The following is a 24995-nucleotide window of genomic DNA, read 5'->3' on the forward strand; positions in this document are numbered from 1 at the left end:
AAAGGATTAAAATGCTAGCAACGCCAAACGCCACGAGAGAGAGAGAGAGAGAGAGAGTAACCGCCGCAATGTAAATTTCGCAGAATCCACTGCATTTCATTTAGATTCTGCACCCTACGCACATTTCGCAGAATCTACGCTAGATTCTGCACCCTACGCACATTTCGTAGAATCTACGCTAGATTCTGCGAAGTCAAATGCACCAAATCGCAGAATCCACCTCCAAAAATACGGACTTTTAGCGATTTTCCTGCTATTTTATTGTGCTATTTTGGTGGCGTTTTCGCGCTACACATTTAACTTGGATGATATTTGGATGTGGTTGAAAATCTATGAAAAATCTCCCATTTTAGACCAGCAGTTTAATCCGCAAATCGGGCGATTTTGGATTTTTGGATTGCAGGATTTGAATTTTTTAATGCAAATTTCATCATCGCCATATTTATTTTTTAGCGTAAATGCGCTTGGCGTGGCGATTTTTGCCTTTATTTATGCAAAGATTCTGCACTTTACAAATGCAAATTTTATTTTTAATCAACTTTTTGTGATTGCGCTGTGCCTATCTTATGGATTTTGCGTGGTGAATTTTGGCATTTGCTATCCTGAAAAGTTGCTAATTATTTTTCTTTGCGTTTTTATGTTTGCAAGTTACTTTGTGATTTATCGCAAATCCCACTTTTTGCTTGGCATTATCGCGCTAAATATCGCGCTGTATTTTAAAGAACCCGTTTTCCTCGTTGCATTTGCGGTGGGAGCGATATTTTTAGCGCATAGCATAAAAGCAAAAAATCTTTTTTTGGCAAAATATGCGTTGTTGATTTTATGCAGTGGCGCACTTTACGCGCTTTTATATCTCATCTTAATATTCCCAAATATGGGGAAACATTACGGCAGATTTACGGAAAATACGGATATTGCGTTAGAGACGATGAGAGGATTTGCAAACTATGGCATAAATGATAGTTTGATAGTGATTTTTCTCTCAACTCTCGCACTTCGCAGAATCTATGGCATTTTGATTAAAAAAGAAGCGCTAGAAGTGTATTTTGACGCATTTTTGGGCGGGGCGGTGATTTATTTTGCGGTGTTTATGAAATTAGCGATTTTTGAGAGTTATTATCTTTTGCCCTGCTATGTTTTAGGTGGGGCGAGTGCGATTTATTTCACCAAAAAATACTTTAAAAATATCTTTGTAAAAATCGCTCTTTTTGCCTCCCTCGCGCTATTTTTTACCTCAAATATGCCAAGTGGCATTTACACGATGATAAATTTAAAGGCGATGGGCGTGCAGTTCCACCAAACGCTAGAAAAAACCGCAAGTTACATAAATTCGCACCCCAAAACAAACATTTACTTCGATGGCATCGGGCGCGGGCGGGAAATGTATGCGGAGTGGTATGCCTCGTATTTTGGCGAATATTTGCAAAAATTATATGGCGCAAAAGACTTTGATTTACGCACAAAAGAGGCGAATTTAAAGGATTTTTCGCTTGATTTAAAAAGTGCTTGGACTTTAAAGAACTCTCTTGCGATTAGCACCCCGCAAAAGGGCGATTTAATCATCCTAAATAACACGACAATTTATGAAAATCGCTTGGAGGATTTAGGGCAAAAATATGACTTGCTTTTCACAAGCGACTTCCCTACTCTGCCCTACTTTGCGCTAAAACCGATGATAAAATATCTAAATAAAGCAATTTTTGGCGCGAAGCACGATATTTTGGGGCATCAAAATATTTTCAAATATCCGCTTAGAAGTTATATTTTTGTGGTGAGGTAGAGTTTTGTGGATTTTTTTGCGGATTCTGCGATTTTATATTGTCATTCTGAGAGAGCGAAGCGACCGAAGAATCTCTATTATTTGTGAGATATTTCGCTACGCTCAATATGACAATTTAAAGCGTGAAACGCAGAATCTAGTGTGGATTTTTGCAAAGATTCTGCGAAAAATTTCCCAATCCCTTGCAATGAGGACTTTACTTTTTATTCCCCCTCCCTTGCGGAGGGGGCAAGGGGGGTGGGTAAAATTATTTTAGATTCTGCGATTTTTGTTTGTTTCGAAGAATCTAGTGCGGGTTTTTGCAAAGATTCTGCGATTTTTATGCGATTCGCAGAATCTACTTCGTTAGCTCATACAGCAAAATTCCCGCTGCTACGCTGACATTTAGCGAATCAAAGTTTTGCATTTTTATGCCTAAATTTAAGTCCATTCGCCCTAAAAGTCGCTTTGGTAGCCCTTCGCCCTCGCTTCCTAAAAATAACGCCCATTTTTGCGGGACTGCGAAATTTGACGCAAGATTTTCCCCACTCATATCCGCGCCAAATAGGCTAAAATGCGCCATTTTTAGCTCATTTGCCAAACTCAAATAATCTTTATAAATGATATGCGGGACACCAAAAAACGCCCCGCTACTACTCCGCGCAACGCCACTTAAATTTAGCGCGTTTGTCGAAATAATGCACTCCACGCCAAACGCAAGAGAGTTACGAAAAATCGCGCCGATATTCCCCACATCGCTAATCCCCACAAGCACGAGAATCTTGCTAAAATCGCTAAATTTTTTATATGTAGATTCGCCCTGCTCTACGCGCAAAATGAAATTTTGATGATTGCCACCCTTTGCCAAACTCTGCATTTTTTTAAAATCAGCGCGGATTATGGGTTTTTGAAGCCTTGCAAATCGCGCAAATATCGCCCTATCAATGTCCTTGCCAAAATAGATTTCCTTAATCAAATCGCTGTGATTTTCAAGCACAAAAAGGCAGGGCTGTTTGCCGTAAATAATGAAGGGATTTTTTGTGTGCGATTCGCGTGAATCTATTTTGTCATTGCGAGATTCTGCGCTTTTCTTGTTTGTCATTGCGAGATTCTGCGAAGCAGAATCGTGGCAATCTATTTTGCTCTCATAATTTGGATTGCTTCGTTGCACTCGCTTTGCTCGTGCGCCTCGCAATGACGCATTATTTTTTCGCATTTAATATCTCATCATAGCATTCTTTGACGCTGCGCCCATCGATTTTTGCTAGTAATTTTGCTTTGATTTTGGGCGGAATGTCTAAGTTTTTAATGTCGATTTTATTTAGCCCCCTACTCTCTTTTGAATTGCTCAAATTCTCCGCACCTTGCACCACAAGCACCCATTCGCCATTTAGATTTTCACCTTGCAATTTTTCATAAACCGCGCCAATCTCGCCAAAATAGAATTTTTCGTGCATTTTGGTTAGCTCTTTTGCGATGAAAATCGCCCTATTTGGCGCAGATTCGCATAGCAATTTTAGCGAATCCAAAACGCGCTTTGGCGATTCAAAGATAACGCAATGCAGTGGCGATTGAAGCGCGTTTTGCAAAAAAACGCGCTTTTCATTTAGCTTATGCGGGGCAAATCCCAAAAAGCTAAATCCGCCCTCAAATCCACTCAATGCGTAAGCTAAAACTACGCTACACGCACCGCTTACCGCACTATAAGCAATATCATTTTTTTGCAAAAACGCTACTAATTTCGCACCCGGGTCGCTAATGCAGGGCATTCCCGCATCGCTTAAAAACGCGACATTTTTAGCAAAAAAATCCGTGCCAAATTGCGCAAGACGCGCAATTTCATTATGTGAATGAAACGAAGTGTAGTTAAAATCCGCCTTTTTTAGTAATCCACGCGCATTGAGAAGTGCGATGAGTTTTTTTGCGATTCGCGTATCTTCGCACAAAATCTCATCGCAGGATTCAAGCGTTTGGAGCGCACGGAGGCTTATATCAGCGATATTGCCAATGGGCGTAGGGACTAAATAAACCAAATTATTTCATTTTGTATTTTTGCTTGAATTTTTCCACGCGTCCCGCGCTGTCGGTAATTTTGTCGCTACCTGTGTAAAATGGATGGCAAAAGCTCGAAATATCGACTTTCATTTCGCTTTTGTTGCTTAAAACTTCGATTGTCCGTCCGCTCGTAACGCAGGTTACTTTGCAGGGAACATATTGTGGGTGAATGCCTTTTTTCATTTGTCTGCCTTTCGATTTGTGATAAATTTTCGATAAAAAGTGCGGATTTTACAAAAATTTTGTTTAAAAAATTATTAAACGCACTTAAAAAATTCATCGCTTTTTTGTTAAAGGCAACTCCACACATTCCTTGCACCCAGCGGTGTTTGTGGTAATTATCGCTTTGCCAAGTGCGAGTGCTTCTAACATTATGCGTGGCATCCCTTCTTTATAACTAGGTAGCACCACGCAATCACACAGCGCGATAATTTCCCGCACATCGCTAAATACGCCTAAATATTTTATAGTGCCTTCATTCTCCCAGCGCAGAATCTGCTCTTTGCTAATGGCGGATGGATTATTCACATCGCAGTTTCCAAGCAAATAAAATTTTATGTCAATCCCCCCCCCCCGATATTTGCTTCTTTTATCATTTTTGCTGCTTCTACAAACTCGCCCACACCTTTATCCCAAAGCATTCTAGCAATTAGCACAAAGCGGATTTCGCCCTTTTTTTTGGGTGGCAAAACCTCCCTTTTTGGCGTAAAGTTTGGATTAAAATGTTCCAAATCAATCCCCTCGCTATTTAGCAAAAACGCGCTAGATTCTGCGATAATTTTGCGTTTTATAAATTCACTTTTGTCATCATTATTCAAAAACCACACTTGCTTTGTTTGCAATAAAGCGATTTGATACATTTTGCAAACGATTTTTTGCAAAATGCGTTTTTTAAGATTATCGCCAATAAATACATATCCAAGTCCCGTGATTACAGCGATATTTGGGATTTTTAGCATATTTGCGATAAAACTCCCATAAATCACGCATTTAATCGTATAGCAAAAAATCATTTTTGGTTGAATTTTACGCACAATGCGATAAATCTGCATTGCAGTTTTTAAATCTTTGAGCGGATTTAGACTTTTTGAATCAATTTTTATATTATGCAAAGTAAAACCGCAATGTGCCAGATTCTGCGATGCGCTGTCAAATGGCGCGATAATGTGGATTTTATAACCATCATTTTGCAGGGATTTTAAAATAGGGAGGCGAAAATTCCACATTCCAAAGCAGGTATTTGAGATAAAGACGAGATTTTTATTGGATTCTGCGATTTTTGTGTGAATCGCAGAATCTGGCGCAGATTCTGCGATTTGCGTGCTATGTGGCAATAAATTAAAGATAGTTTTTTGATAAATTTTTATAATATTTTTGATGTCAAACTTTTTTACAAACTCTGCGCCATTTTCGCCCATTTGTTGCAATAAGTGCGGATTTTCGCATAAATAATTTATGGCATTTTTTAGCGCAGTGCTATTTTTGATTGGCACTAAAATGCCATTTTGCCCGATATAAAAATCATCGCTTTCTTTTAAAGGCGACGCCACGCATTCCTTGCAACCAGCGGTGTTTGTGGTGATTATCGCCTTTTTAAAGGCGAGTGCTTCTAACATTATGCGAGGCACTCCCTCTTTATAAAAACTAGGCAAAATAATGCAATCACATAGCGCGATAATTTCCCGCACATCGCTAAATACGCCTAAATATTTTATAATGCCTTCATTCTCCCATCGCAGAATCTGCTCTTTGCTAATGGCGGATGGATTATTTGGCGCACAATCGCCCAAAAGATAAAATTTAGGCAGCATAATGCCACCTTGCTAAATTCGCAGAATCTAAATAATATTTCGCAGAATCTAGCGTAGATTCCGCGAATTTAGTGCTATTTAATGCAAATTGGGGGGGGGGCAAATAAAGTGCGGTAATTTATATCTTTAAGTTTTGAGATAATTTTTAGCAAAATGGCGATAGAAGCGCATTTTACGCCATTTTCTTTGGCGGATTGCAAGCATTCTAAATTTGCTTTGATGATATTTTTAAGACTTTTATTTGAAGTGCCACCAAGCGACATTTTCACAAAAATTTCATCAATATAAAGACTTTTTAATTTATATTTAAACAAAAAGCGAAGCATCAAATCATAATCCGCGCTAATCTTATAGCGCAAGTCAAATGCCCCATATCGCGCAAACACTTCCCGCCTCGCATAAAAACTAGGATGTGCTGGGTGAAATCCACGCATAAAATTAGCATCGCGAGGCAAAGTGCCGCACATATTTCGCGCTATGTTGCCACTTTTATTTACATAGCAAATATCTGCGTAAATGATATCCACCGCATTTGGTTTGCTAAATCCCCAAGCAATGAGATTTGCAATATGTGGCGAAGCAAAGCAATCATCTGCATTTAAAAATCCCACAATTTCGCCATTTGCGAGATTTATCCCCTTATTCATCGCATCATAAATGCCTTTATCACTCTCACTAATAAATATTAAGGAAATGCCTTTTTGCTCGTATAATTTATGCGCATTTTGGATAATCGCTAAACTACCATCATCGCTTTTGCCATCGATTATAATGTGCTCGATATTTTTATATTCCTGCAACAGCACAGAATCTATCGTGCGGAGAAGCGTTTTAGCAGAGTTTAGTGTCGCTGTGATGATGGAGATTTTAGGAAGCATAGCACTTCCTAAAAAGAATTAAAGTTTGATAACTCCAAAACTTATAATGTAGGCAAAAATGCGAATAAAGGTGAGATTTCGCTTCCAAAATACAAGCGAAATAAAGCAAACTTGCAAATAAAATGGCAGAATGCAAATTATACTTATACTGCCCCCCCCCTAGTAGCGATTTTGCCCACTTATGGATTTGTGGTGGCAGATTCGCAGAATCTAACGCACGCAAATTGCCAAAATTTCGCATTTCTAAAATCATAAGCGATTTTAGATTTTTACGCATTGTGCGGGCGATTTGCGAGTGCATTTTGGAAGTGCAGTTTTGCATTTGTATTTTTAATGCTTTTCGCACAAGTTGCATTTGAGAAATGCGCTCTATTGCCTTTTTGCTATCCTGCGTGGCGGAAGTGGTATTTAGGCAATAAATATAAAGTCTTTTATTTACGCCAACGCAACTTTTTGCAAAATTTGTAATGGCAAAAAATTTTAGCATATCCTCTGCCATTGTGAGATTCTGCGAAATGGGCGAAAGTGCCTTGTGCGCCTTTTGCAAAAGTGAATTTTTATAGCATTTATCCCAAATGGTAAAACGCGGAAAATGATAACTTTTTAGAAAAAAATTATAGGCGATTTCGTCATTTTGCAAAGGTTTGCGCGGAAAGTGGGATGGCAAAATGTAGCGGATTTTATGTTTTAGATTATTTAAGAAACCAGCATTTTTATCGCCTAAAAAATGCGTTTTAAAGTGGATAATATCTGGCGCAGAATCTAAATCAAAAGTGGTAGATTCTGCGATTAGATTCTGTGAAATTGCGTTAGATTCTGCGATTAGATTCTGTGAAATTGCGTTAGATTCTGCGATATTTGTTTCATTTGTAAAATCTACCGCACCAAATGCCACTTCGCACGCATCTAATGCCAAATAATCATCTGCATCCAAAAATAATAAATAATATCCACTTGCTTCTTTTATGCCTTTCATCCTTGCATTAAAAGTGCCTAAATTATAAGGATTTTTTATAATTTTTATGCGTTTATCTTTTTTTGCAAAAGATTGCGCGATGTTTATAGAATCATCACTTCCGCAATCATCAATTAGCAAAATCTCAATATTACTAAAAGTTTGATTTATACAAGATGTTAAACATCGTGCAATGTATTTTTCAACATTATAAATGGGGATGATAATTGAAATGCAGGGATTATTCATATAATCCCCCCCCCCAATTAGAATGTTTCTAAAAAGTTTTATGTTTTTTAGAAAAGCATTCGTGCCACAAATCGCCCTATGTAAAATCTTGCAGGTAAATTGAGAGATAAAGTCATCTGCATCAAGTGGCAAAATATAATGCCCCTTTGCGTGCTTTTCGCCTACTATTCTTGTGTGGAACAATCCTAAATTATAAGGATTTTTTATAATTTTTATGCGTTTATCTTTTTTTGCAAAAGATTGCGCGATGTTTATAGAATCATCACTTCCGCAATCATCAATTAGTAGAATCTCAATATTGCTAAAAGTTTGATTTATACAAAATGTTAAACATCGTGCAATGTATTTTTCGACATTATAAATGGGGATGATGATGGAGAACATTTTAACCAAACCGCACCTTTAAAAATAAAATTTACGATTGTATCAAAAAGCATATAAATCTATCAAATTTTTTATGTAATTTTCATTTTGCGCTAAAATCTTTTCTCGTTCCACAAGCATTTCATCAAAGCACCGCTTATAATCCATCAAAACTTCGCCCATCACTTTTGCAAGTGCAAATTCATTATTTACCTCAAAGGTAAATCCATAAGTTTTATCTATCGTTTCACGCAACGCGCCGATATCACTTGCCACAGGCACAGCGCCCGCTAAAATGCTTTCAATAATCGTCAGTCCAAAAGTCTCAAACCACAAAGATGGCAAAATGCTAATTTTTGCCCTTGCTAAAATGCCTTTTAGTTTTTTTGGAGGCAAATGCGGCAAAAACAAAATACCATCTTTGTGGTTTCGCAGAATCTTATCTGCCAAAGTTTGGCATTGTTGCATTTCATCACCACTTCCAATAATTAGCAATCTATAATCGCTAAAATCTTTGTGCAATCTCGCAAATGCGCGTATTAAAAGCGGGATATTTTTCTCTTTTGCGATGCGTCCAAAATATACGATTAAATTTTGCTTTTGCGCTAAATTTGGCGATGGATTATAAAAGCGAAGTTCAAGCGGATTTGGAATCACAACGCCATTTTTATACCCCTCCAAATAATGCTTTTTTGCCTGAAATTCGCTTACAAAAATGATTTTATCAAACAAATCTTGCTCTTTTAAAAAAATGCCTTGATAAAACGGCACACGAAGTGCCTTTAAAAACGAGTAGATTTTCCCCCGCCTATCGCAGTTTTGAAATGCGATGTGATATTTTGAGCGATTGATACAAAACTCACAAATATGATTTTTCGCATAATTATATAGGCATAAATTCGCGCACACGCCATATCCGTGCTGGGTAAAGATGAGTTTTGTTTGCGGAAATTTGCGTTTATAACTACGCAAAGCAAAAAGAATGCTTGGACTTATGCGAGAGAGATAATTTTGCGTGTGGATGATATTTGGTCGCACCTCAAATAAAAACTTTTTTAGGCGAGTGAAATTTGTGAGATTAAAAATATACTTAAAAACACCGCGGATTTTTGGATAAGAGTTCCAATCATCAAGGCGGAGGAAGTGAGATTCTGCGATATTTGGCGGGGGCAATTCATCGCAACTCGCCACAAAAATCTCATATAGATTGCTCTCAAATGTCATCTCAATCGTATTTGCAAAAACTCGCTCCGCCCCACCACTATGCAAATCACTCGCTAAATGCAATAATTTTAATTTTTGCGCAGAATCTACGCAATGGCGTTGTTTATAACCTCCTCTATTTTCTTCGCAATGCTTTGCCATTCTAACTCTTTTGAACGCAAAAGCGTTTTGTGCGATAGCATTTCATAGAGATTTTTATCGCTGATGAGATTTTGCAGTGCTTGTGCCAGCTGTGCCTTATTTGGTTTAATAATAATCGCACAGGTATTTTGGAAGGCATTAGCATACTGCCCCCCCCCCTACCAGCGATAATCGCAGAATCTAGCGCAGATTCTGCGATTTTATGTAAATTCGCACGATTCGCAGAATCTGCAAATTTTAGTATTGTGGATGAATTTTTGGGGTTGTGCGAGTGGAGCAAGGAAATAGAACTTTGAGGTTCATTGACGAAGCTCCGCGAAGCACTCCCCAAAAAGTCGCCACAAGACGAATTTGCCCCACCCAAAGACGAATTGCCTTCCAATATAAATTGCTCACTAAGTCCGCCCACATCACTCACCACACACGCCATCCCATTTGCAATCCCAACCGCCGCCACGCCACTTTGCGATGCTTCCAAATATGGCATTATCAAAATATGAGCGGAGTTGAAAATCTCTGCAATCTCCCCCATACTCAAAAATCTATCAATAATCTCAATCTTTTCTTGCACTTCGCTAGGCAAATGCGCTATGCTGTATTGATAGTTGCTTTTTCCGGCGATGATTAGTTTTTCATAAGATTGCGTTTGGATAGATGGCAGGGTATCAAGCAAAAGTTCGATACCTTTATATCTACTCACCCGCCCAAAAAATAAAAGCGTGGGTTTTGGATGATATTGCTTTTGGTCTCGCTTTAATCCCTTAAAGGCAAAAATGCCGTGTGGGATGATAAAAATGGGTTTATTTTGAAGTAATTTTGGCGAAACTTGCGAAGCGACAAATTTACTTAAAAAAATAATATGCGTGGCATTTTTAATGCAAAGATTTATCAAAAATTGCTGCATTGGCAGCTCATCGCCCAAATGCACAATGCCATCGTGCTCCACCAAAATCACAGGTTTTTTATGCAACTTAAATGCAATAATAAAAGCGATATTAAAAAAATGAAAATGCGGCACAAATAATGCGCTATATTTCCGCGCCACAAGGCAAAAATACAAAAATATAAAAGGCAAAACAAAAATGGCGGATAAAATAAAACTTATTTTGCCTTTATAAGTCGGGATGAATTTTGCGTCATCTCGCCTTACTTCATTACTTACAAAGGCACTTTGATAGATTGTAAAAGGCAGTTTAAAATGCTCTAAAATCGCATTTGTATATTGCTCAAAACCACCGCCCTTGCGCGTTAGCGAAATCACTAAAATTTTAGGCGACATAAATGCGCCCTTTTTGGTAAATCGCAGAATCTAGCGCAGATTCTGCGATTTTTGAAGCATTTGTAGTTGTGGTATCTTGCGCGAGATTTGTGTGTTGTGCTGAAAAATTTAAGTAAGATAAGACTTGTGGTCTATCAAGCGAGATTTTTTCAAACTCCCGCGCAAAAGGTAAAATAGGTCGCGCAAGAGACGAATTACCTACATTTAGGGCGCAACTCTCCCTAGCGTAAAGACTGCCATTGCCATTCTCATATAGGTCTGCCACTTGCGATGATATTTGAGCGATTTGGCACAGGCTTTCAAATAAGCTAAAATCATATTTGCCCCCCCCCTCATCAAACATTCCATCGTAGCGGTATTCTAACTCAACTACACTTTTTAAAATCGCAATGGTGCGCTTTTGGGCGATTTTAAAAGATGGATTTTGCGTTAAAATTGGGATATTTTGCAAATCCTCTAATTCCTCTATTACGCGCGAAATATCGCCAATGCGCCTATCTCGCGTCTGCATATCCATCTTACGCGTGATTGAGCCATCATTATCGCAATAAAAATATAGTTTATTTGGAATGCCTATGCTTTTTTTGGCAAGAGCGCAAATCCAAAAGCTTTTTAGCGCATCCTCTGCCATCGTAAGACGCTTATCCTCGCCCATATGTGCCACGATAACCTCCCCCACATACTTAATGTGCGAAGCTTTATAAAGCTTCGCCCATATGTGCCACGGAGGTGTGGCACAATGGGCGAAAACAGCTTCCAAAATCTCCCCATTATAGAGAGTCTTCGTAATAATCGGCGGTGAAATGCGTCTAAAAGTGCGTGGATAAAAGTCCATTCCAAAAAATATAATATCTGGCGCAGAATCTAAATCAAAAGTGGTAGATTCTGCGATTAGATTCTGTGAAATTGCGTTAGATTCTGCGATTAGATTCTGTGAAATTGCGTTAGATTCTGCGATATTTGTTTCATTTGTAAAATCTACCGCACCAAATGCCACTTCGCACGCATCTAATGCCAAATAATCATCTGCATCCAAAAATAATAAATAATATCCACTTGCTTCTTTTATGCCTTTCATCCTTGCATTAAAAGTGCCTAAATTATAAGGATTTTTTATAATTTTTATGCGTTTATCTTTTTTTGCAAAAGATTGCGCGATGTTTATAGAATCATCACTTCCGCAATCATCAATTAGCAAAATCTCAATATTACTAAAAGTTTGATTTATACAAGATGTTAAACATCGTGCAATGTATTTTTCAACATTATAAATGGGGATGATAATTGAAATGCAGGGATTATTCATATAATCCCCCCCCCCAATTAGAATGTTTCTAAAAAGTTTTATGTTTTTTAGAAAAGCATTCGTGCCACAAATCGCCCTATGTAAAATCTTGCAGGTAAATTGAGAGATAAAGTCATCTGCATCAAGTGGCAAAATATAATGCCCCTTTGCGTGCTTTTCGCCTACTATTCTTGTGTGGAACAATCCTAAATTATAAGGATTTTTTATAATTTTTATGCGTTTATCTTTTTTTGCAAAAGATTGCGCGATGTTTATAGAATCATCACTTCCGCAATCATCAATTAGTAGAATCTCAATATTGCTAAAAGTTTGATTTATACAAAATGTTAAACATCGTGCAATGTATTTTTCGACATTATAAATGGGGATGATGATGGAGATTAGCATACGCAAAATCTACTTCGCCTTCTCTAAATACTCGCCTGTTTCGGTATTTACGCGAATCACTTCGCCCTCTAATATATGAAAAGGTATCTGCACCACCGCGCCTGTCTCCAAAGTCGCAGGTTTTTTACCCGCACTTGAAGTATCGCCTTTGAAATTTGGCGCGGTTTCTGTGATAAGTAGCTCTACAACCTGCGGGACATCGACAGAAATCGCCTTGCCATTGTGAAAAAGCACAGATACCGCTATGCCCTCTTTCATCCACTTTGCCACATCGCCCACTTGCGAATCGCTTAAACTAATCTGCTCATAATTTGCCGAATCCATAAACTGAAAACTATCGCCATCGTGGTAGAGATACTGCATAGCGCGTTCCTCCAAATGTGGCTCATCGCATTTATCCCCCGCGTGAAAGGTTTTTTCAATCACTTTGCCATCCAAAAATGACTTTATTTTCACGCGCACAAATGCGGGACCCTTGCCCGGCTTTACGTGCTGATATTCTACGATTCGATACGGAACACCGCTAATTTCTATCTTTAAACCTTTTTTTAAATCGCCCATTGAAATTGCCATTTTGCGTCCTTTTTAAATTTTATTTTCACTGCCTAGCACTTTGATTCGCTCGACTATTAGGTTTCTCATCGCCTCTTTGCCCGGGGTGAAAAATTTGCGTAAATCAAATTGCGTATTGTCCTTTATTGCGACTTTTCGCACTTGTGCGATAAATGCTATGCGCAAATCCGTGTCGGTGTTGATTTTGTTTATCCCGCCTTTGACTGCCTCTTTTAGAAATGAAAACGGCACACCTTTACTGCCCTTTAAATCCCCGCCTGTAGCTAAAAACGACTCTTTTATGTAGTCAGGTATCGCACTTGCGCCGTGCAAAACTAGCGGGATATTTGTGAGCTTTTTGACTTCTTGCAAACGCGCAAAGTCTAATTTTGGTTCGCCTTTAAATTTAAAAGCCCCGTGGCTTGTGCCGATAGCGGGAGCAAGTGAATCTACGCCACTCTCTCTCACAAAAACTTCCGCTTCTTTTGGGTTGATTAGCACAGCGTCCTTTTCGCTAACGCTTACATTATCCTCAATTCCCATTAGTCGCCCCAACTCCGCCTCCACGCTAACGCCCCGCTCGTGCGCCATTTTGACGACTTTTGAAGTTAGCTCCAAATTTTCATCAAATGGGTGGTGCGAAGCGTCAATCATCACGCTTGTAAATCCCGCCTCTACGGCTTTTTGACAGGATTCAAAACTCGTGCCGTGGTCTAGGTGCAGTGCGACAGGGATACGCGGATATTTCGCGCTTAAAATTTTCACCATTCCTACCGCCATTTCAATGCCTAAATATTTGATTGCGCCCTCGCTTGCTTCCACGATTATGGGCGATTTGGCGATGTCTGCTGCTTCAAAAATCGCGCTCAACATTTCGTAATTCACAAAGTTAAACGCGCCCACGCCGTAGTATTCTTTGTGTGCTTTTTGCAAAATTTCATTGCCTGAAACTAACATTTTTAAAACCTTTTTTATTTGATAAAACGCAGAATCTGCGCCAAAATTAGCGTAGATTCTGCGATTCTGCGATTCGCAGAATCTACTTCATCTCAATTTTTGCTTTTTTCTTTAAATCCTGCGCCCTTTTTGCGATAATGTCGCGAAATTTGGTAAGTTTCAAATCATTTTCAAGTTGCACTTTAACTTCTTCATATTTTACTACGCCTTTGGGCTGAATGGATTTTAGATAAATGATATGATAGCCAAAGTCCGTTTTCACGGGCTTTTTGGTGTATGTGCTTGGTTTAAGCGCAAATGCTGCTTTTGAAAACTCCGCTACCATTTGCCCTTCACGCGCAAATGGTGGCAACTCACCGCCCTGCTCTGCACTGCCCTTGTCAGCGGACTTTGCTTTTGCTAACTCGGCGAATTTTGATTCGGCGTTTTTCCCTGCTTTGTTTAGCTCGGCGATTATATCCTTTGCTTCTTTTTCAGTGGCTACCAAAATATGTCTTGCTTTTGCTGTCTCTGGCTGAATTAGCTTGTCTTTGTTTGCGTTGTAGTGCTTTTTGACTTCGCTATCGCTTACCTGCACTGCTTCGATTTGCTTTCGCATCCAAAGCTCCAAAATCATCGTATCTTTGAACTCTTCAAGCGCGTCTTTATACTCTTGCGTATTTTCTAATTTGTCCTTTTTTGCCTCGCGTGTGAGCAATTTGCGCTCGATTGCTTGTTCAATCGCCTTATCTTTTAAGTCGCTTGGGAGATTTGCCAAATCCAAATTCGGCATTGCTTGGCGCAAAAACATCAAATCTTTGTCTGTGATTTCCTCGCCATCGACTTTTGCATACACTTCCGCGCTCAAACCGCTAAAAATAAGCCCCACTAGGCTTAATACAACTAAAACTTTTCTCATAAAATTCTCCTTAAAAATTTGGGTTTAAAGTTGCGGATTCTACATTTATCAATGATTTTTGTCAATAAAACGCAGAATCTATTTATAACTCTCACTAAAACACTGCATTTCATTATAAAAGCTATTCCAAAGTCCCAATTTTTGCGCTTTTGCAATGCTTTGAAGTCGGCGCATTTTTTCCAAATATAGTCCATTATTAAACGCACCTGCGCCGTCCTTATTTACCACCGCAAAGCCATCTGCTACCATTTTTTCATTTAGCACGACATTGCTATACGCAATAAGGCAGTAGCCATTTACCACGCGAACGCTATACATTTGCTCTAAATTGAGATTGTTTTGCATATAGCCGATTGTGAGATGGCTCATAATGCGAAATTTTTCGTTGTTGCAGGGATTTTTCGCGCTAAAATACGGCACTGATGCGCCAAGCATTGAGCATTCAAAGCTGTATTTGCTTAGGCGAAAAACAAGGCGATTTGGGTTGTAGTAGCTATTTAGCAAGTATTTGCGTTCGGTGATTCCATCAATGGCACAAAGATTTGACACAAGATTCGTTGCTATAAATACCACAAACAAAGCAAAATTTTTCATAATATCGATTCCACTAATGATTTGGTATAAGGATTTTTGGGCGATTCTAGCATAAATTTATCGCCACTTTCGGCAATTTCGCCATTTTTTAGCACGATGACAGAGTCGCATAATGCGCGGATTATCCCTAAATCGTGCGTGATTAGAATGTAGCTTAAACCAAATTCATCTTTTAGTCGAAGCAAAAGCTCTAACACTTGCTTTTGTGTGATTTTATCAAGTGCGCTTGTGGGCTCATCTAAGATTAAAATTTGCGGATTTAGGATTAGGGCGCGTGCGATTGCGATTCGCTGTCTTTGTCCCCCGCTTAATTCGCTTGGGAATCGCGTGAGATTGCTTGAATCTAACCCCACAAATCGCAACATTTCAGCGACTTTTTTGTCTTTTGTGCTGTCATTTTTGTAGTGAATATCAAGTCCTTCTTTGATAATCTCACGCACACGAAACCGCGCATTTAGCGATGAATTTGGGTCTTGAAAAACGATTTGGATATGTTTGCGAAAAGCGCGAAAATTGCGAATCTCTTTGTAATTTTGTGTGCCAAAAATAATGTCGCCACTATATTTTATAAGATTTAAAAGTGCAAGTGCAAGGGTGCTTTTGCCGCTGCCCGATTCGCCAATAATGCCTAAAATCTCGCCTTTTTTTAGCTCAAAATTTATGTTATGCAGAGTTTTTTTAGTTGTATTTTTGCCAAAAAGGTGCTTTTTTGCCGTGTGAAAAACGCTTAAATTTTGCACTTTTAGCAAAATCTCATCACTTAAATTTGGATTTTTGTAGCTAAAATGAGTGGCGTTTAGTAAGTCGCGGAGGTATTTATTTTGCGGGCAATTTGTTCTGGGGTATTCATTTGCGTTGTTTTGATACGAAACTTCGCTCAATGGACTTTTATGTCCTATTTTCGCTCGTTCCGCATCAAAACAACGCAAAGCAACACCGCCATTACTTCGATTGTTTGATTGTGAATCGTGCGCTGTGTGAGATTCTGCGATTAGATTCTGCGAATTTGTGGTAGATTCTGCGTTTTTGTTGCTTTTCGCAGAATCTGCGCCATTTTTCGTCATTGCGAGATTCTGCGAAGCAGAATCGTGGCAATCTATCGCGCTATCTGAATTGTGGATTGCCGCGTTCGCTTCGCTCACTCGCAATGACGAATCGTTAAAATTTGCTACATTGCCCACCATTTTGCCGTTCTTTAATAGCAAAATCTTATCTGCATAACGCCCCACCACCGCAATATTATGCGTAATCAAAATCACAGCAATTTCTAGCTTTTGGCTCAAATCCCGCAACAAATCCAAAATCTGCTTTTGCAACACCGAATCAAGCGCAGTTGTCGGCTCATCGGCAATGGCGATTTTTGGATTATTTGCCAAAGCGATTGCCATCAACACGCGCTGTCGCTGTCCCCCGCTCAACTCATAAGGATACACTTCGCCAAATTTCAAATCCAAATCCACCATTTTCATCAGCTCCGCGAATCGCAAATCAACCGCATTTTTTGGCATTTTTGGATTATGTAACTCCAAAATTTCGCACACTTGCTTTTTAATCCTATGCAGTGGATTTAGCGCGACTAACGGCTCTTGCGGGATATATGTGATTTCTTTGCCTAAAAATTCGCGCATAGATTCGACTTTTGCCCCATTAAAAATAATTTCGCCCTTTGATTCGCACATACCATCTAAAAGCCCCAAGATTCGCAAAGACAAAAGCGTTTTGCCACTGCCAGATTCGCCAATAATGCCTAAAATCTCGCCTTTTTGCAATTCAAAGCTGATATTTTTTAGCGCGAAATTGCGAAAATTAAAGCTAATATTTTGGAGTTTAAATAGCATTTTCACTCCCATTAGCGCGTGAATGCTTTGGATTTAGGCTATCTCTCACGCCTTCACCGATAAATACCAAAAGCGACAGCAAAATACTCACGCTTAAAAAGCCGATGATTCCTATATGTGGGGCGTTTAGATTGTCCTTGCCTTGATTTAGGATTTCGCCCAAACTCGCATATTCTGCGGGAAGCCCAAAGCCCAAAAAATCAAGCGTTGTAAGCGTAGCAATGCTCCCAGCCAAAATAAAAGGAAAATAAGTCGTAGTCGAAATTAGCGCGTTTGGCAAAATGTGGCGAAATGCAATGCTAAAATCACTCGCACCCAGCGCACGGGAGGCTTTGACAAAGTCAAAATTTCGCACCCGCAAAAACTCCGCTCGGACAAGCCCCACCAAACTAATCCAAGAAAAAAGTAGCACGATGAAAAGCACACGCCAAAATGTCGGCACGATGAAGCTAGAAATGATGATTAGCGCGAACAAAATCGGCACACTTGCCCAAATCTCTACTAACCTTTGTGTGATAATATCCACTCTCCCGCCGTAAAATCCCTGCAACGCGCCTACAAAAATGCCGATTGCCGAACTCATCGAACTTAAAATTAGCCCAAAGATAAGTGAGATTCGCACTCCATAAAGCAAACGCGCAAATAAATCTCTGCCTTTGTCGTCCGTGCCAAGTAAATTTTTTGTATTCGGTGAACCACTATTTATCGAGTTTGGCGGTGGCGCGGACAAATCATAGATTATCGTATCATATCTATAAGGAATGGGCGGATTTATCACAATCGCATTGCCCAAAAGCTCCATAAAATGCGGGTCTTTATAATCAATGCCAAATTCAAAAATGGCATTTGATTCGTGTGAATCTACGCTAGATTCGTAGCTAGATTTGCGTGAATCTAATTTCGATTCGTTCGAATCTAGCACCGATTCACGCGAATCCAAAGGGCGCAAATCCACAAAATCACTCTCCACATAATCCACAAATATAGGAAAATAAAAGCGTGAATCTTTATAAATCAAAATCGCCCTATCATTCGCAATAAAGGGCGCAAAAAGGCTCACAATAAAAATCACACAAAACAAAATCGCACTAAAAAATGCTAGTTTTTTGCGCCGAAAATGATACCAAAATTCGCCCATTTATCGCCCCTCAAAGTCGATTCGCCTATCAATTAGCGCGTAAGTCAAATCGCTAATAATCCCCACCACAAGCCCTAAAAGCGTGAAAATATAAAGGGACGCAAAAATCACAGGATAGTCCTTATTGACAATGGATTCATAGCCCAAAAGCCCAAGTCCGTCCAAACTAAATATGATTTCAATCATCAGCGAACCGCTAAAAAACATCGCCATAAACGCACTAGGGAAACTTGCGATGACTAGCAACATAGCATTGCGAAAAATGTGGCGATAAATCACCTGCGATTCACTTATTCCCTTTGTCCGCGCCACTAGGACATATTGTTTGCTTAATTCATCTAAAAATGAATTTTTGACAAGTAGCCCAAGCGTGGCAAATCCGCCGATTGTGATACAAAACACAGGCAGAGTTATATGCCAAAGGTAATCTTTGACTTTGCCAAAGGGCGTGAGATTTGCAAAATCATCGCTTATTATGCCTTTTAGCGGGAAAATATCCAAATAATTGCCACCACATAGCAAAATGATTAGCAAAATCGCCAAAATAAACGCAGGGAGCGAGTATGCAAAGATTATAATAATGCTTGAAATCGCATCAAATTTTGAGCCATTTCGCACCGCCTTTTTAATGCCAAGTGGGATAGATATGAGATAAATTAGCAAAGTGCTAAAAAGCCCAAGCGAGATTGATACGGGCAACTTTTCTTTGATAATCTCCACCACAGGGCTTTTGCGATAAAAACTCTCCCCAAAATCAAAACGCGCATAATCGCCTATCATCTTAAAAAAGCGCGTGGCTATGGGCTTATCAAAGCCATAGAGTTTTTGCAACTCCGCCAAACTCTCATCGCTAACCCCCGCCCTGCCCTTATAAAAGCTATCATTTAGATTTGTCGCGTTTAGCTCATTTGTCGCTAACGCGCTATGTTTGGAGATAAGTAGCTCAATGGGACCGCCGGGAGATAGCTGAATGATGGCAAAATTTATACACATTATGCCAAAGAGCGTGGGGATTAGCAAAAAGATTCGCTTCAAAATATAGGTGCGCAAATTAGACCTTTAAGATTTTTTGCAATTTTTAAAAATCGTCATTTTAGCGAAATTTACTTTTAGATTCTGCGAATTTGATTTTTGCGGGGGATTTTATGAAAAATATGGGTTTTGGTGTGGGAGATTCTGCGAATTTGGCAAATTTTCGCGCAAATCGCAGAATCTACATCTTTAAGGCGAAGCGCAGAATCTAATGCGCCATTTTCGTCATTGCGAGAGAATGAGCGTAAGCGAATTCTCGTGGCAATCTATTGTGTTATCTAAATTTTTGGATTGTTGCTTTGTTTTATTTGTAGATTCTGCGGATTTGGGTAATTTTTATTAGATTCTGCGAATCGCAGAATCTAATTGTGGATTGCTTTGCGCGAATCGCAAGCGATTCACCTCGCAATGACGGATTATTTTACCCACCCCCTTAATCCCCCTCCGCAAGGGAAGGGGAGAAATTTTCGAGATTTTTCGCTCGTTTTACTCGCTCAAAATGACAAAAAATCGCACTAGATTCTGCGAATTTGATTTTTGCGGTGGATTTTATGAAAAATGTGGGTTTTGGTGTGGGGAGATTCTGCGAATTTGCAGAATCTAGCGCATTTTTCGTGCGAATCGCAGAATCTTGCAATGATTTCAACGCAGATTCTGCGATTTTGTAAAAATCTACTTCGCCTTTCGCTTTGGCATAGTTGCCGCCTGTCCCGTAGCTTTCACGCAAGCCTGCCCGAAAAGTATCGCGCTCCAAGCACTAGCTTCTATGGTGACATTTGTCAGCACATCGGCGTCATATCCCGCCTCGCTTGCTTTTTGTAATGCGTCCGCCACCGCCTTGCTCTCGCGAAATGCAAGGGAGCCCATTGGAATGCCTAAAATGCTCCACACACAGCTCTCCCCCTCGAAATAATCGCCCTTTTTCATAGGGATTGGCACGGCGTTGGTGCTTGCGATGGAGTAGTGCGCGAGTGGTTGCGTGCAACCTGCAAAGATAAATGCCATTAGTATAATGCTGAATTTTTTCATTTTGTGTCCTTTTTTATTAAAATTTATGAAAACTGATTTTAGATTCTATCGCAGAATCTCACAAGCAATTTTTCGCAAAAAAGCGCGTTTAAGGCGGTTTTGCTGTTAGATTCTGCGAAATGTGGATAGGTTTAGTATTCATAGTTATCCAAATCAAACTCATCGTAATCTTGCGTTGTGCTTTGCTTTTTGCTTGGTTTTATGGTTTGCTTTGGCTGTCGTTTGATTTTTTTAGTGGGTTTTTGTGCGCCAAATGTGTAAGCATAGCGCATACTCATACTAAAAGCGTGGCGATTTATTGTTTTTTCACTCAAAGACTGCGTTTCATCAAATGCCAAAAACGGCACACGCACGGCAAGCTCAACGCTGTGATTATCGCTAAAACTCCCACGCAAGCCAAAATTTGCTCCAAAGTCAAATGCGCTTATCGTTTTCATCTTAGGATACTCGCCAAGCCACGGATAATCATAAACTTTGCTTGTGCCACCTAGCCCAAGTCCTGTAAATACGCCCATCTCTACGCCACCGCCATTGTAAAAATTCCACAAAAAGTCCGCATTTATCGTGTAATTTATCGAAGTGATATTTGTGGTGGCAGTATAAAGGATGATGAGCTCATCACCACGCTGTGAGTGGTGCATAAAGTGTAGGTTGCCATAGAATCTCGCGCCAAGTTTTTCTGTGAAAAAATATTTGTATCCGCCGAAAAATTCATAATCAAATGTGTGGTAAATATCCCAGCTTGTGATTTCGTCAGCTATGTAAAGATTGGTTGTTTTATAGGTGTCTTTCCATCCGCTACTGCCAAATCCACCGCCAACAAAAAATCCGCTAGATTCTGCGAATGCGAAATTTGTGGTAAAAATAAGTGCGAAAAGTAGCTGATTTATGAATTTGTATAGGGGGGGGGGATTTTAGATTCTGCTGCATTTTGCGCTTCATTTTATGTCCTTTCGTGTGAAATAAAAATGCGAATTGTAGCAAAAGATTTTTAAATGAAGTTTAAAATTGCGAAAAATAATGTAGATTCTGCGAATTTTGGTATTTTTTTATTAGATTCTGCGAATCGCAGAATCTAATTGTAGATTGCTTTGGCGATTCGTTGAATCGCCTCGCAATGACGAATTTTTTAAGATTTGATTCGCTCTGCGAATCACAATCGAAGTATTTTGCGGTATTGCTTTCGTAGTTTTTGGTGAATCGACACAAGGATAGCGGACTTTGCGTCCGTGCCTTGTGGCGATTTGCCAAATCTGCGAAATGATTACCCAAAGACAAATTGTTATTTCAGCGAATCTACACATTAAACCTAAAATGCATTACATCCCCATCTTGCACAACATATTCCTTGCCCTCACTTCGCATTGCGCCGTTTTCCTTCGCGCCACTCTCGCCACCATATTTCACAAAATCCGCGAAACTAATCGTCTCTGCGCGAATAAAGCCCTTTTCAAAGTCATTGTGAATGACAGCGGCGGCTTTTGGGGCTTTTGTCCCACGCACAATCGTCCAAGCGCGGACTTCTTTTACCCCTGCGGTAAAATAGCTTATGAGATTTAGCGTCTCAAAACTTATGCGAATCATCTGCTCCAAGCCACTTTGCGCGAAACCTAGCTCACTCAAAAACTCCGCGCGCTCCATCTCGCTCATATCAATCATCTCTTCTTCGATTTTGGCGCAAATCATCACAACCGCGCTATTTTGTGCCTTTGCGTAAGTCTGCAATGCCTCAAAATGCGCGTTTGCGCCACTTTCATCAACATTTGCGCCATAAATCACAGGCTTATTACTCAAAAATCGCAAATCCCTATCAAGCGCGATAAACTCCGCGCTATCCTTATCTGCAAAGGTTTTCACGGCTTTATTTTGCTCCAAATGCGCCTTTAATTTTAGGGCGACTTCTAACATTGTCGCGCTCTCTTTGGACGCCTTTGCGGCGCGCGTTAGTCGCTCGATTCTGCGTTCCAAACTCTCCAAATCCGCCAAAATTAGCTCAATTTCAATGATTTCAATATCGCCAATAGGGTCGATTCGCCCCTCTGTGTGTGTGATATTGCTATCATCAAAGCACCGCACGATATGCAAAATCGCATCGACTTCCTTAATATTTGCCAAAAATTTATTTCCCAAGCCTTCGCCCTTACTCGCGCCTCTCACAAGCCCCGCAATATCGACAAATTCGATTGTAGAGTGCTGAATCTTTTGAGGTTTTACGATTTCGGCAAGTTGCGCGATTCGCTCATCTGGCACGGGGACAATCGCCTTATTTGGCTCGATAGTGCAAAATGGATAGTTCGCGCTCTCGGCATTTTGCGCCTTTGTGAGTGCGTTGAAAGTGGTGGATTTGCCGACATTTGGCAGTCCTACTATGCCTACGCTTAAACCCATTATTTTGCCTTTTTGCGAGATAGATTCTGCGATTTTGCGCTAGATTCTGCGTTTTTTTGTGCGAGATTCTGCGATTTTGGTAGTTTTATTTTTTCATCAGCCACCGCCAAAATAAAATCAACCACACTTCTAACCCCCGCACCACTCGCACCATAAGGATTTATGTCCCACTCTTTTTCCACAAATGCAGGTCCTGCAATGTCGATATGAAGCCACTTGTCTTTATACTCATCGCGGATAAATTTCCCCAAAAATAGCCCCGCCGTAATCGCCCCGCCATAGCGCGTAGATGAGCAGTTTGAGACATCGGCGTTTTTGGATTCGATTAGTTTTTCTAAGTGGCGATTAAAAGGCAGTTTTGCGCAAAGTTCGCCACTTTTTAGCGCGATTGCTTCAAATTCTGTTTTTAGCGATTCGTTGTAGCCCAAAATCCCGCTACTATATTCGCCCAAAGCCACGACACACGCGCCTGTGAGCGTTGCTAAGTCGATTATTAAGTCTGGCTTCAAATCCTGCGCAAATGATAGGCAGTCGCTTAGCACAAGCCTCCCTTCTGCGTCTGTGTTTTTTACTTCGATACTTATGCCCTCGCGACTTTTTAAAATATCATCTGGGCGGTATGCGTCCCCGCCGATTGCGTTTTCAACTGCGCCTATGATTCCGCATACTTCGATATTTGGCGCAAGTTCGGCAATCGCACAAAGCGCACCAATTACCGCGCATCCACCGCCTTTATCGGCTTTCATCGTAGTCATATAATCCGCTGGTTTTAGGCTCAAACCTCCCGTATCATAAGTTAGCCCCTTGCCAACCACAACTATTCTTGGGACGATTTTTGCCTTTGGATTTTTGGGTTTATAAGTTAGCTTTATTAGTCGTGGGGGATTTACACTCGCCCTTGCTACCGCCAAAAGCGCGTTTGCCTTTTGTGTTTGTAAATATTTTTCATCGCCAATTTCGCAAGTCAAACCCTTTGCCTTTGCCAAATCCACCGCGATTTTTGCCAAATCTTTTGGAGTGCAGTCCGATGGGGGCGTATTTACGATTTCACGCACCAAATTCACGCTTTTTGCCACAATCTGCGCTTTTTTTAGCTCTGCGCTAAATTCGCCCTTGTCGATGATATAAAGCGTCTTTAATCGCCTCTTGTGCTTTTCGCTCTTATATGCGTCAAATTCGTAAGTCCCTAGCAAAAATCCAAGCATTAGCGCGTAGTTTTTTTCACTATCGCCAAAGCCGTGAATCTTTAATGATTCGACATTATAGCCCTTTAATTTTCGCGCTAGATTCGCCCCTGCTTCGCGAATCAAATCCACGCTAAATTCGCCAATGCCTAAATAAAATCTGCGCTCATTTGCTACAAAAATGCCCTGATTCGCCTTGCATTCAAAGCCTTGTAGTTTAAAAATCGCACTTGTTGCTTTGTCAACCTTGCTATTTTTATCCACCAAAATCGCTTCAATGTCTGCCTTTGTCGCCACTGATACTAAATTTATCATATTTTTGTCCTTTCGTTTATTTTGTTTTGTTTGTTTTCTAATTCGGTTTCAAGTTTATTTAACCGCTTATCCACGCGCTTTGTTTGCGTTTTAAAATAATAAATCACACCGCCACAAAATGTCGCCAAAAATGCAAGTAATATGTATGGGTGAGATTTTAGCCAATGCAGTAGATTTAAAATATGTTCGCCAAAAAACCACGCCAAAAGGATTGTAATCGCCGCCCAAATCCACGCACTGATGAGATTGATAATCGCAAATTTTAGCGCGTTGTAGCGCGTTAGCCCGATTGAGATAGGGATAATCGTCCGCATTCCATACATATATCGCTGCACAAAAATGATACCCCACCCGTATTTTTGCAAGAGCAGGTGCGCCAAAGCAAGTTTGCGCCGTTGATTTTTGAAGCGTTTTTGAATGTAGTCTTTGTTGAATCGCCCGATATAAAAATAAATTTGGTCGCCCACAAATCCGCCAAGCCCTGCGACAAAAATGGCAATAAAGACATTCAAATGTCCCGTGTGAGCGGCGATTCCTGCAAAGATTAGCCCTAATTCGCCCTCCAAAATACTCCAACAAAAAAGTATGAGATAACCAAAGTCAGCGACATATTTATCCCATAGCTCGATGATAAATTCTTCCATTAAATGCCCTTAAATTCGC

At 40.0% G+C, this 24995-nt stretch carries 25 protein-coding genes and 3 pseudogenes; 2 read left to right on the forward strand and 26 right to left on the reverse strand.

Annotated elements, in window-relative coordinates; genetic code table 11:
• Positions 1-271 precede the first annotated feature (271 nt).
• Positions 272-1780 (forward strand): hypothetical protein, encoded by a 1509-nt coding sequence (locus tag ACWIUE_RS01585; protein WP_454134250.1) that lies wholly within the window; start codon positions 272-274, stop codon positions 1778-1780.
• On the opposite strand, the gene ACWIUE_RS01590 is transcribed toward ACWIUE_RS01585, so the two are convergent.
• The gene (locus ACWIUE_RS01590) at positions 1752-1886 is read right to left on the reverse strand and encodes a hypothetical protein (protein WP_454134252.1); all 135 of its coding nucleotides are present in this window, start codon (positions 1884-1886) and stop codon (positions 1752-1754) included. The two genes, ACWIUE_RS01585 and ACWIUE_RS01590, sit on opposite strands and share 29 nt — an antisense overlap.
• Before the next feature lie 35 nt (positions 1887-1921).
• Between ACWIUE_RS01590 and ACWIUE_RS01595 the strand changes: the two genes are divergently transcribed.
• Complete coding sequence (locus ACWIUE_RS01595; RefSeq protein WP_454134254.1) at positions 1922-2161, forward strand: hypothetical protein; 240 nt, start codon at positions 1922-1924, stop codon at positions 2159-2161.
• Here ACWIUE_RS01595 and ACWIUE_RS01600 read toward each other — a convergent pair.
• The 25 genes and pseudogenes from ACWIUE_RS01600 to ACWIUE_RS01720 form a co-directional block, all read right to left on the reverse strand.
• Positions 2118-2975 carry a TrmH family RNA methyltransferase gene (locus ACWIUE_RS01600; RefSeq protein ID WP_454134256.1) on the reverse strand — a complete coding sequence of 286 codons (858 nt, stop codon included), beginning with the start codon at positions 2973-2975 and terminating at the stop codon, positions 2118-2120. The two genes, ACWIUE_RS01595 and ACWIUE_RS01600, sit on opposite strands and share 44 nt — an antisense overlap.
• On the reverse strand, positions 2962-3792 hold the full coding sequence (rsmI, locus tag ACWIUE_RS01605; protein ID WP_454134258.1) for a 16S rRNA (cytidine(1402)-2'-O)-methyltransferase: 831 nt from the start codon (positions 3790-3792) through the stop codon (positions 2962-2964). Before rsmI ends, ACWIUE_RS01600 begins: the two co-directional genes overlap by 14 nt.
• Position 3793: 1 nt before the next feature.
• Positions 3794-3997, reverse strand: coding sequence for a 50S ribosomal protein L31 (rpmE, locus tag ACWIUE_RS01610; protein WP_454134260.1), 204 nt, complete (start codon positions 3995-3997; stop codon positions 3794-3796).
• 93 nt (positions 3998-4090) lie between these two features.
• A complete protein-coding gene (locus ACWIUE_RS01615; protein WP_454134262.1) occupies positions 4091-4360 on the reverse strand; it encodes a glycosyltransferase in 270 nt (89 codons plus the stop codon).
• Positions 4361-4368: 8 nt separating this feature from the next.
• Positions 4369-5625: a glycosyltransferase gene (locus ACWIUE_RS01620; protein WP_454134264.1), complete on the reverse strand. Its 1257-nt coding sequence runs from the start codon at positions 5623-5625 to the stop codon at positions 4369-4371.
• A 74-nt stretch (positions 5626-5699) separates the two neighbouring features.
• Complete coding sequence (locus ACWIUE_RS01625; protein WP_454134266.1) at positions 5700-6503, reverse strand: glycosyltransferase family 2 protein; 804 nt, start codon at positions 6501-6503, stop codon at positions 5700-5702.
• An 891-nt stretch (positions 6504-7394) separates the two neighbouring features.
• Positions 7395-7707, reverse strand: a pseudogene (locus ACWIUE_RS01630) (glycosyltransferase family 2 protein); the annotation flags it as partial.
• Positions 7708-7818: 111 nt separating this feature from the next.
• Positions 7819-8091, reverse strand: a pseudogene (locus ACWIUE_RS01635) (glycosyltransferase family 2 protein); the annotation flags it as partial.
• 42 nt (positions 8092-8133) lie between these two features.
• A complete protein-coding gene (locus tag ACWIUE_RS01640; RefSeq protein WP_454134267.1) occupies positions 8134-9435 on the reverse strand; it encodes a glycosyltransferase family 4 protein in 1302 nt (433 codons plus the stop codon).
• Position 9436: 1 nt separating this feature from the next.
• Positions 9437-10714 (reverse strand): glycosyltransferase family 4 protein, encoded by a 1278-nt coding sequence (locus ACWIUE_RS01645; protein ID WP_454134269.1) that lies wholly within the window; start codon positions 10712-10714, stop codon positions 9437-9439.
• Positions 10704-12407, reverse strand: a complete 1704-nt coding sequence (locus tag ACWIUE_RS01650) for a glycosyltransferase family 2 protein (protein ID WP_454134528.1) — start codon at positions 12405-12407, stop codon at positions 10704-10706. The genes ACWIUE_RS01645 and ACWIUE_RS01650 overlap by 11 nt, the downstream gene beginning before the upstream one ends.
• 9 nt (positions 12408-12416) lie before the next feature.
• Complete coding sequence (efp, locus tag ACWIUE_RS01655; protein ID WP_454134271.1) at positions 12417-12980, reverse strand: elongation factor P; 564 nt, start codon at positions 12978-12980, stop codon at positions 12417-12419.
• Between the two features lie 12 nt (positions 12981-12992).
• Positions 12993-13916 (reverse strand): class II fructose-bisphosphate aldolase, encoded by a 924-nt coding sequence (locus ACWIUE_RS01660; RefSeq protein WP_454134273.1) that lies wholly within the window; start codon positions 13914-13916, stop codon positions 12993-12995.
• 82 nt (positions 13917-13998) lie between these two features.
• Entirely contained in the window at positions 13999-14814 is an 816-nt protein-coding gene (locus ACWIUE_RS01665) for a peptidyl-prolyl cis-trans isomerase (RefSeq protein ID WP_454134275.1), read from the reverse strand.
• A 78-nt stretch (positions 14815-14892) separates the two neighbouring features.
• Positions 14893-15408, reverse strand: a complete 516-nt coding sequence (locus ACWIUE_RS01670) for a thermonuclease family protein (protein WP_454134277.1) — start codon at positions 15406-15408, stop codon at positions 14893-14895.
• The gene (locus tag ACWIUE_RS01675; protein ID WP_454134279.1) at positions 15405-17246 is read right to left on the reverse strand and encodes an ATP-binding cassette domain-containing protein; all 1842 of its coding nucleotides are present in this window, start codon (positions 17244-17246) and stop codon (positions 15405-15407) included. The genes ACWIUE_RS01670 and ACWIUE_RS01675 overlap by 4 nt, the downstream gene beginning before the upstream one ends.
• Positions 17236-18384, reverse strand: a complete 1149-nt coding sequence (locus tag ACWIUE_RS01680; protein ID WP_454134281.1) for an ABC transporter permease subunit — start codon at positions 18382-18384, stop codon at positions 17236-17238. The genes ACWIUE_RS01675 and ACWIUE_RS01680 overlap by 11 nt, the downstream gene beginning before the upstream one ends.
• Positions 18385-19377, reverse strand: a complete 993-nt coding sequence (gene yejB, locus ACWIUE_RS01685) for a microcin C ABC transporter permease YejB (RefSeq protein WP_454134530.1) — start codon at positions 19375-19377, stop codon at positions 18385-18387.
• Between the two features lie 472 nt (positions 19378-19849).
• Entirely contained in the window at positions 19850-20143 is a 294-nt protein-coding gene (locus ACWIUE_RS01690; protein ID WP_454134283.1) for a hypothetical protein, read from the reverse strand.
• A complete protein-coding gene (locus ACWIUE_RS01695) occupies positions 20089-20445 on the reverse strand; it encodes a hypothetical protein (RefSeq protein ID WP_454134285.1) in 357 nt (118 codons plus the stop codon). The genes ACWIUE_RS01690 and ACWIUE_RS01695 overlap by 55 nt, the downstream gene beginning before the upstream one ends.
• A gap of 131 nt (positions 20446-20576) precedes the next feature.
• Entirely contained in the window at positions 20577-21206 is a 630-nt protein-coding gene (locus tag ACWIUE_RS01700; protein ID WP_454134532.1) for an outer membrane beta-barrel protein, read from the reverse strand.
• A 291-nt stretch (positions 21207-21497) separates the two neighbouring features.
• On the reverse strand, positions 21498-21749 hold the full coding sequence (locus tag ACWIUE_RS01705) for a hypothetical protein (RefSeq protein ID WP_454134287.1): 252 nt from the start codon (positions 21747-21749) through the stop codon (positions 21498-21500).
• Complete coding sequence (ychF, locus tag ACWIUE_RS01710; RefSeq protein WP_454134288.1) at positions 21742-22833, reverse strand: redox-regulated ATPase YchF; 1092 nt, start codon at positions 22831-22833, stop codon at positions 21742-21744. Before ychF ends, ACWIUE_RS01705 begins: the two co-directional genes overlap by 8 nt.
• Before the next feature lie 110 nt (positions 22834-22943).
• Positions 22944-24332 (reverse strand): annotated as a pseudogene (locus ACWIUE_RS01715) (leucyl aminopeptidase); the annotation flags it as partial.
• Positions 24329-24976: a DedA family protein gene (locus tag ACWIUE_RS01720; protein WP_454134290.1), complete on the reverse strand. Its 648-nt coding sequence runs from the start codon at positions 24974-24976 to the stop codon at positions 24329-24331. The gene ACWIUE_RS01720 and the pseudogene ACWIUE_RS01715, both read right to left, overlap by 4 nt.
• Positions 24977-24995 lie beyond the last annotated feature (19 nt).

The sequence above is a fragment of the Helicobacter sp. 23-1045 genome (assembly GCF_053654655.1).

What these genes read in the sequence shown, in the direction of transcription:
- ACWIUE_RS01600 (WP_454134256.1), bottom strand. Translation starts at nt 2,975, where the DNA reads ATGCGAAAAAATAATGCGTCATTGCGAGGCGCACGAGCAAAGCGAGTG.
- rpmE (WP_454134260.1), bottom strand. Translation starts at nt 3,997, where the DNA reads ATGAAAAAAGGCATTCACCCACAATATGTTCCCTGCAAAGTAACCTGC.
- ACWIUE_RS01620 (WP_454134264.1), bottom strand. Translation starts at nt 5,625, where the DNA reads ATGCTGCCTAAATTTTATCTTTTGGGCGATTGTGCGCCAAATAATCCA.
- ACWIUE_RS01625 (WP_454134266.1), bottom strand. Translation starts at nt 6,503, where the DNA reads ATGCTTCCTAAAATCTCCATCATCACAGCGACACTAAACTCTGCTAAA.
- ACWIUE_RS01640 (WP_454134267.1), bottom strand. Translation starts at nt 9,435, where the DNA reads ATGGCAAAGCATTGCGAAGAAAATAGAGGAGGTTATAAACAACGCCAT.
- ACWIUE_RS01645 (WP_454134269.1), bottom strand. Translation starts at nt 10,714, where the DNA reads ATGTCGCCTAAAATTTTAGTGATTTCGCTAACGCGCAAGGGCGGTGGT.
- ACWIUE_RS01650 (WP_454134528.1), bottom strand. Translation starts at nt 12,407, where the DNA reads ATGCTAATCTCCATCATCATCCCCATTTATAATGTCGAAAAATACATT.
- efp (WP_454134271.1), bottom strand. Translation starts at nt 12,980, where the DNA reads ATGGCAATTTCAATGGGCGATTTAAAAAAAGGTTTAAAGATAGAAATT.
- ACWIUE_RS01660 (WP_454134273.1), bottom strand. Translation starts at nt 13,916, where the DNA reads ATGTTAGTTTCAGGCAATGAAATTTTGCAAAAAGCACACAAAGAATAC.
- ACWIUE_RS01665 (WP_454134275.1), bottom strand. Translation starts at nt 14,814, where the DNA reads ATGAGAAAAGTTTTAGTTGTATTAAGCCTAGTGGGGCTTATTTTTAGC.
- ACWIUE_RS01670 (WP_454134277.1), bottom strand. Translation starts at nt 15,408, where the DNA reads ATGAAAAATTTTGCTTTGTTTGTGGTATTTATAGCAACGAATCTTGTG.
- ACWIUE_RS01675 (WP_454134279.1), bottom strand. Translation starts at nt 17,246, where the DNA reads ATGCTATTTAAACTCCAAAATATTAGCTTTAATTTTCGCAATTTCGCG.
- ACWIUE_RS01680 (WP_454134281.1), bottom strand. Translation starts at nt 18,384, where the DNA reads ATGGGCGAATTTTGGTATCATTTTCGGCGCAAAAAACTAGCATTTTTT.
- yejB (WP_454134530.1), bottom strand. Translation starts at nt 19,377, where the DNA reads ATGTGTATAAATTTTGCCATCATTCAGCTATCTCCCGGCGGTCCCATT.
- ACWIUE_RS01695 (WP_454134285.1), bottom strand. Translation starts at nt 20,445, where the DNA reads ATGAAAAAATTCAGCATTATACTAATGGCATTTATCTTTGCAGGTTGC.
- ACWIUE_RS01705 (WP_454134287.1), bottom strand. Translation starts at nt 21,749, where the DNA reads ATGTGTAGATTCGCTGAAATAACAATTTGTCTTTGGGTAATCATTTCG.
- ychF (WP_454134288.1), bottom strand. Translation starts at nt 22,833, where the DNA reads ATGGGTTTAAGCGTAGGCATAGTAGGACTGCCAAATGTCGGCAAATCC.
- ACWIUE_RS01720 (WP_454134290.1), bottom strand. Translation starts at nt 24,976, where the DNA reads ATGGAAGAATTTATCATCGAGCTATGGGATAAATATGTCGCTGACTTT.